Origin of the sequence: Streptomyces flaveolus, assembly GCF_044765825.1 — a bacterium.
In the GTDB taxonomy this organism is placed as follows: Bacteria; Actinomycetota; Actinomycetes; order Streptomycetales; family Streptomycetaceae; genus Streptomyces; species Streptomyces flaveolus.
The window spans coordinates 745,533-751,566 of the sequence record NZ_JBIWKU010000002.1 but is presented as its reverse complement, the minus strand read 5'-3'; the positions used below and the strand labels follow the sequence as shown (position 1 = coordinate 751,566).

Below are 6,034 nucleotides of genomic sequence, written 5' to 3'. Positions count from 1 at the left end.
AAGCCCCGTGGCGGTGTGCACACCGGTGGCGGTGCGCTGTCCGCGGTGAACGAGGGTGACTGGGGTGGTTCCGGCGGCGACGGCGGTGAGAAGTCCCGGGGTGGTTCCGGCGACGACGGCGGTGAGAAGTCCTGGGGCGGCGGCGGTGAGAAGTCCCGGGGTGGGGACGAGCGGGACAAGCCCCGTGGCGGTGTGCACACCGGTGGCGGTGCGCTGTCCGCGGTGAACGAGGGTGACTGGGGTGGTTCCGGCGGCGACGGCGGTGAGAAGTCCGGCGACGACGGCGGTGAGAAGTCCTGGGGCGGCGGCGGTGAGAAGTCCTGGGGCGGGGGCGAGCAGGACAAGCCCCGCGGCGGGATGCACACCGGCGGCGGCGGGCTGGCCCAGCCGGGCGCGACCGCGGGCGGCCTGGCCGTCCTGGGCGTCGCGGCCGCCGGCCTGTACGCCGTGCGTCGCAGGAAGTCGGCTCACGCAGCGGCCTGAGCCATGCCGGGCGCGATAGCAGTCGGGCCGCCACCCGCGCACCGCGTGGCGGCCCGGCTCGCCGCCCGTCCCCGCCCCGCCGCCGTGCCTAGTGAGGTGTTTCCCGATGGCAGTACCCCCCTCTTCACCCGCCGGTGACGCGCCGGCCCCCTCCGGCTCCCGCGGAGGCTGGACGCTGCTGTGCGCCGTCGCCCTCCTGCTCCTGGCGATCAACCTGCTCGGCGGCCACGACACGTCGGCCGACTCCTCCCGTCCGCCGCTCACCCCGGGGGCCGGGGCGTCGGCCCCGCCGGTCGCCGGCTCGGCCGCCGAGGATCCGGCCGGCGTCGACGCGCCCACCCCCGACCCGACCACCGCGGACCGGGCGACGGATCTGCCCCGGTCGAGACCCGTGCGCCTGCTGATTCCGAAGATCGCCGTCGACGCCCCCTTCACCGATCTCGCCATCGGTGAGAACAGGCAGCTCCAGCCCCCTCCCGCGGACGACACGAATCTCGTCGGCTGGTACGCCAAGGGAGTCTCCCCCGGCGAGACCGGCACCTCGATCATCGCCGGCCACGTCGACACCAAGACGTCCGCCGCCGTCTTCGCCCGCCTCGACCAACTGGCGGAGGGAGACGTCTTCCACGTCGAACGGGCCGACGGACGCGTGGCGTCCTTCGTCGTCGACGGCCTGGAGACCTACGACAAAAACGAATTCCCCAGCAGCCGCGTGTACGGCGACGCGGACCGGCCGGAGGTACGGCTCATCACCTGCGCGGGTGACTACGACCGCAACGTCAAGGACTACACGGACAACCTGGTGGTCTTCGCGCACCTGACCTGAGCCCGTCCCGGCCCCGTCCGCCCCGGTCACCCGCGTAGTTCATACGAGTCGCGCGGTGCCGGGGGCGGGCACAGGATCGAGACACGCTGGCGTCGCATCACCGCGGCCGACGTTCAGTACCGCCCCCGCGAAGGAGATGTGCGCAGGATGACCACCATGTCCACCCCTGCTTCAGAACCGCTGACGCGACAGGTGTCGCACCGTGTCTCCCAGTCCGTGTTCGACGGCTCCAGGCTCCGTGTCGTCCTGCTGGTGGACGTCAACGACGGAGCCCAGCAGCAGTTCCTCGAGACGTACGAGCAGCTGCGCAGCCACGTCGAGTCCGTACCCGGACACGTCAGCGAACAGCTGTGCCAGTCCATCGAGAACCCGTCCCAGTGGCTCATCACCAGCGAGTGGGAGAGCGCGCCGCCCTTCCTCGACTGGGTGAGCAGCGAGGAGCACGTGCGGATGGTGAAGCCGCTGCACAGCTGCGTCCGGGACACCAGGTCGCTCCGCTTCCACGTCGTCCGCGAGACCGGCGGTCCCGCCGAGGGCGCCGAGGCCGGCAAGGGCAGCCTCCAGACGTCGCCCCGGGTGGGCGACGGCGTGATCCGCCACGCGCTCACCTTCACGGTCGAGCCGGGCAGCGAGGAGGCCGTCGCGAAACTCCTCGCCGACTACGCCGCCCCCGAGCCGCAGGTCGACGCCAACACCCGGCTGCTGCGCACCTCGCTGTTCATGCACGGCAACCGCGTGGTGCGGGCCATCGAGGTGCGGGGCGACCTGCTCGCGGCGCTGCGGCACGTGGCCCAGCAGCCGGAGGTGCGGGCCGTCGAGGAGGCCATCAACCCGTACCTGGAGCAGGACCGGGATCTGAGCGACCCCGAGTCGGCCCGGGTCTTCTACACCCGGGCCGCGTTGCCGGCCGTCCACCACGTGACGGCGGGGCAGGAGGCACCGGAGGCGGAACGGCACGCGTTGTCGTACCCGGCCCGCCCGGGGTGCGGCATGCGGCTGGCCCGGCTGCTGGCCCAGCGGGACGAGGCGGCGGCGGACGATCCGCGCAGCCCGGTCCTGTGCAGCACCATCTTCCAGCGCGACGACGTGGTGGTCCGGCTGATCGACCTGCGCGGCGGTCTCGACGCCTGCGACCCGGCGGTCGCCCTCGGCCTGCCCGACGCCGGGCAGGCGGCGGAGCTCACGACGCTCCTGGACGATTCGGCCGGTGCGGACGCCGCGTGGGAAGGCGGCGACGACCTCGCCCGAGCCCTCCGGGGCGCCCGTATGGACCCCGTCACCGACCGCCGCTCACCCGGCGTCTGAGCGGCGCCGGGCACGGAAACGGCCGGGGGGGGGGGGGGGGGGGGGGGCCGGGCGGGGGGGGGGGGGGGGGGGGGGGGGGGGGGGGGGGGGGGGGGGGGGGGGGGGGGGCGGGGTCGCGCCCGCCCCCCCCCCCGCGCCCGCGCCCCCCCCCCCGCCGCCCCCCCCCCGCGCCCCGCCCCCCCCCCCCCCCCCCCCCCCCCCCCCCCCCCCCCCCCCCCCCCCGGCCGTTGTGCTGGACGCGTCGGTCTACCTGGGGGGCACGGTGCAGTCGAACGCGTGCAGATAGGGGTTGACCGGGCGGATGTCGTCGATGACGAGGCCCGCGCCGGTCAGCCGGCCGACCATGCTGTCGGTGGTGTGCTTGGCACCGCCGACGTTGAGGAGCAGCAGCAGGTCCATGGCCGTGCTGAAGCGCATCGAGGGCGTGTCGTCGACGAGGTTCTCGATGACCACGACCCGCGCCCCGGGGCCGCCCGCCTCCATGACGTTGCGCAGGGCGCGGGCGGTGCTGTCGTCGTCCCACTCCAGGATGTTCTTGATGATGTACACATCGACCTGGACGGGAATGGCCTCGCGGCAGTCGCCCGGCACGATGCGCACGCGGTCCGCGAGCGCACCGCCCTCGCGCAGCCGCGGGTCGGCGTTCTCGACGACGCGCGGCAGATCGAGCAGGACGCCCTGCATCGACGGGTACTTCTCCAGCAGACTCGCCACCACGTGCCCCTGCCCGCCGCCGATGTCCGCGACCGACCTGCTTCCCGACAGGTCGAGGAGGGCCGCGACGTCCTCGGCGGACTGCCGGCTGGACGTCGTCATGGCGCGGTTGAAGACCTCGGCCGACTCGGGGGCGTCCTCGTTGAGGTAGGTGAAGAACTCCTTGCCGTACAGGTCCTCGACGACGTTCCGGCCGGTCCGCACGGCCTCGTCCAGCCGGGGCCACGCGTCCCAGGTCCACGGCTCGGTGCACCACAGGGTGATGTAGCGCAGGCTGTGCGGGTCGTCCTCGCGCAGCAGCAGGGACATGTCGGTGTGGGCGAACGTCCCGTCCTTGCGCTCGGCGAAGACGCCGTAGCACGTCAGGGCGCGCAGCAGCCGGCGCAGCGGCTTCGGCTCGGTCTTCACTGCGGCCGCGAGGTCCTCCACGGTCATGGGGGTCTCGCCGAGGGCGTCGGCGACGCCGAGCCGTGCGGCGGCGCGCAGGGCGGCGGCGCATGCCGCCCCGAACACGAGCTCCCTCAGCCGCATCGGTGGGGGAGGGGCGGTCTGTACGGTCGTCATGTGCCGCTTTCCTTCCTTCTTCGGTCCACGGGTGGCTGGGGCCGGGCGGTCAGCACAGTCCCGCGGGCTTGGAGGCCCGGCACGAGTTGGCGCTGAAGGTGTTGCTCCTGCCGGTCTCGGTGCTGACGAGGTCGGCCGGCGAGTTGTCGCGCAGGGTGTTGCGGCTGACGTCGTTCTTCTCACCGGTGACGCCGACGAGGCTCTTGAACAGGACGATGCCGCCCGACAGCGGAGAGGTGCCGGAGTGGCCCTCCACCGTGTTGGCCGTGACCCGGACCTTCTCGGTGCCGGTCAGGACGATGCCGGAGCCCTGCAGGGCGGGCAGCCGCTCGGTCTTCGGACAGGACTTGTTGTTGCGGACGACGTGGTTGCCGCTCACCACGAGGTCGCCGGCCTTGGGGCGGTTCTCGTCGCCGACGACGAAGACGCCCGCGCAGTTGCCGGTGATGTAGTTGTCCGCGACGGCGAGACTGCGCAGCCGCCGCACGGTGACGCCGATCCGGTTGCCCTCGAGCCGGTTGTCCTCGACGACCGTGCCGAGGGTGTCCTCGGCGCCCTGCTCGGCCGTGATCGTGTTGGCGAGGAAGATGCCCGCGTCGCCGTTGTCCCGGGCGGTGTTGTCCCGGAAGACGCCGCGGACCGAGCGCTCCTGGGCGATGCCCCAGACGTCGTTCTTGTCGGCCGTCACGTTGCGCACGGTCAGGCCGTCGGTGGCCATCGAGAACACGCCCGCGCGGGCGAACCCGGTCACCTTCAGGGAGGCGACGGTGACGTCCTCGACCTTCTTGTCCTTCGTCCCGACCACGCAGATGCCGTTGCCGTTCTCGGCGCAGGTGCCGGTGGCCTTCTTCGCGCTCGGCTCGATGACCGTGTACCGGCCCATGCCGCGCAGGGTGAGACCGGGGGTGCTGACAGTGACGCTCTCGCGGTACGTGCCGAAGCTGACGAGGACGGTGTCGCCCGCTTCGGCGGCGTCCACGGCCTTCTGGATCGATTCTCCGGGGTGGACCACGTGGACCGCCGGGATGTGGGGGATGTCGGGGAAGGCGTCCGCCGGGGCCGCCCCAAGACCCGTTCCGACCATCGCAGCGGTGCACACCAGGTACACGACATGGCATTTCTTCATATTCCGCACGTTATGCCCGAGGGGTTCCGGCCGGTGGACGATGAGCCATCCGACGGCGTGTCATGTGACCCGCACACACGGGGCGTTCGCCGCGACTGGCCACGCCGCCCGAGGGCAGACGCAGAGGTGATCTTCACATCGGCTCCCCGAGGAGGACCCACCCGTGACCTCGCCCGAGCAACGGACACGCCCCCTGCCCGTCGGACGCCGCTTCGACCTGCGCGCGACCGCCATGTTCTTCGGACTCGCCGCCCTGGGCCTCGGTCTCGTCGGCCTGGTGGTGCGCATGGCGTTCGACGTCGCCGAGCGCCGTCCCGCATGGGCCGTGCTCCTGTTGCTCGGCATGGCCGTGGCCCTCCTCGTCGGCCGGCGCGGACGGTCCGGCTTCTCCACCGCGAGGCTGGCCCGCCGCACCACGCACGCCCTGGAACAGGCCACGGCGACGGCGCTCGACGCGCTGGACGCGGAGCGCCCCGCCGGACCGGTCCCGGTGACGGGGCCCGGCGCCGAACTCCCCACGGTGGCGGTCCCCGCAGCCGACGTCCCAGCGGTCGAGGTCCCCGCGGTGGAGGTTCCCGACCACGCCGCCCTGAGTCCCGACGAGTTCGAGCGGGCGATAGCCGACCTCTGCATACGGGACGGATGCGCCGAGGTCGAGGTCGTGGGCGGGGCCGGAGACCTCGGCGCCGACGTGCTGGCGGTGGCCCCCGACGGCCGGCGCCTCGTCATCCAGTGCAAGCGCTACTGCGAGGACAACAAGGTCGGCTCCGAGGAACTGCAGCGCTTCGGCGGCACCTGCTTCACCGTCCACGAGGCCGACGTGGCGATCCTCGTCACCAGCAGCGACTTCACCGCGCCCGCCGTCGACTACGCCGAGCAGTGCGGAATAGTCTGCGTCGACCAGCATCGGCTGCGTGCGTGGAGCGAGGGCGTGGGGCCCGAGCCGTGGGCCGCGGAACCCTGTGCGGAGCAGGAGAGGGACCTGCCGGACCGGGCGTCCTGGTGATGTCCCAGGG

The 6,034-nt window shown here is 72.9% G+C and carries 6 protein-coding genes; 4 read left to right on the top strand and 2 right to left on the bottom strand.

Going from position 1 to position 6,034, the window contains the following annotated elements:
• From ACIRG6_RS08825 to ACIRG6_RS08815, 3 genes are all read left to right on the top strand, one after another.
• Positions 1–483 (top strand): hypothetical protein (locus tag ACIRG6_RS08825; protein ID WP_403321690.1); only part of this gene is annotated, 483 nt, incomplete at its 5' end.
• A 106-nt stretch (positions 484–589) separates the two neighbouring features.
• Positions 590–1,309 carry a class F sortase gene (locus ACIRG6_RS08820; protein ID WP_364679337.1) on the top strand — a complete coding sequence of 240 codons (720 nt, stop codon included), beginning with the start codon at positions 590–592 and terminating at the stop codon, positions 1,307–1,309.
• Positions 1,310–1,456: 147 nt separating this feature from the next.
• A complete protein-coding gene (locus ACIRG6_RS08815) occupies positions 1,457–2,614 on the top strand; it encodes a SchA/CurD-like domain-containing protein (RefSeq protein ID WP_318217036.1) in 1,158 nt (385 codons plus the stop codon).
• A 246-nt stretch (positions 2,615–2,860) separates the two neighbouring features.
• On the opposite strand, the gene ACIRG6_RS08810 is transcribed toward ACIRG6_RS08815, so the two are convergent.
• Together ACIRG6_RS08810 and ACIRG6_RS08805 are read right to left on the bottom strand one after the other, a co-directional pair.
• Positions 2,861–3,892 carry a methyltransferase gene (locus ACIRG6_RS08810; RefSeq protein ID WP_318217035.1) on the bottom strand — a complete coding sequence of 344 codons (1,032 nt, stop codon included), beginning with the start codon at positions 3,890–3,892 and terminating at the stop codon, positions 2,861–2,863.
• Between the two features lie 49 nt (positions 3,893–3,941).
• Positions 3,942–5,018, bottom strand: a complete 1,077-nt coding sequence (locus ACIRG6_RS08805; RefSeq protein ID WP_403321687.1) for a right-handed parallel beta-helix repeat-containing protein — start codon at positions 5,016–5,018, stop codon at positions 3,942–3,944.
• A gap of 163 nt (positions 5,019–5,181) precedes the next feature.
• Between ACIRG6_RS08805 and ACIRG6_RS08800 the strand changes: the two genes are divergently transcribed.
• Positions 5,182–6,024, top strand: coding sequence for a restriction endonuclease (locus ACIRG6_RS08800; protein ID WP_403321685.1), 843 nt, complete (start codon positions 5,182–5,184; stop codon positions 6,022–6,024).
• The last annotated feature ends 10 nt before the right edge of the window (positions 6,025–6,034 follow it).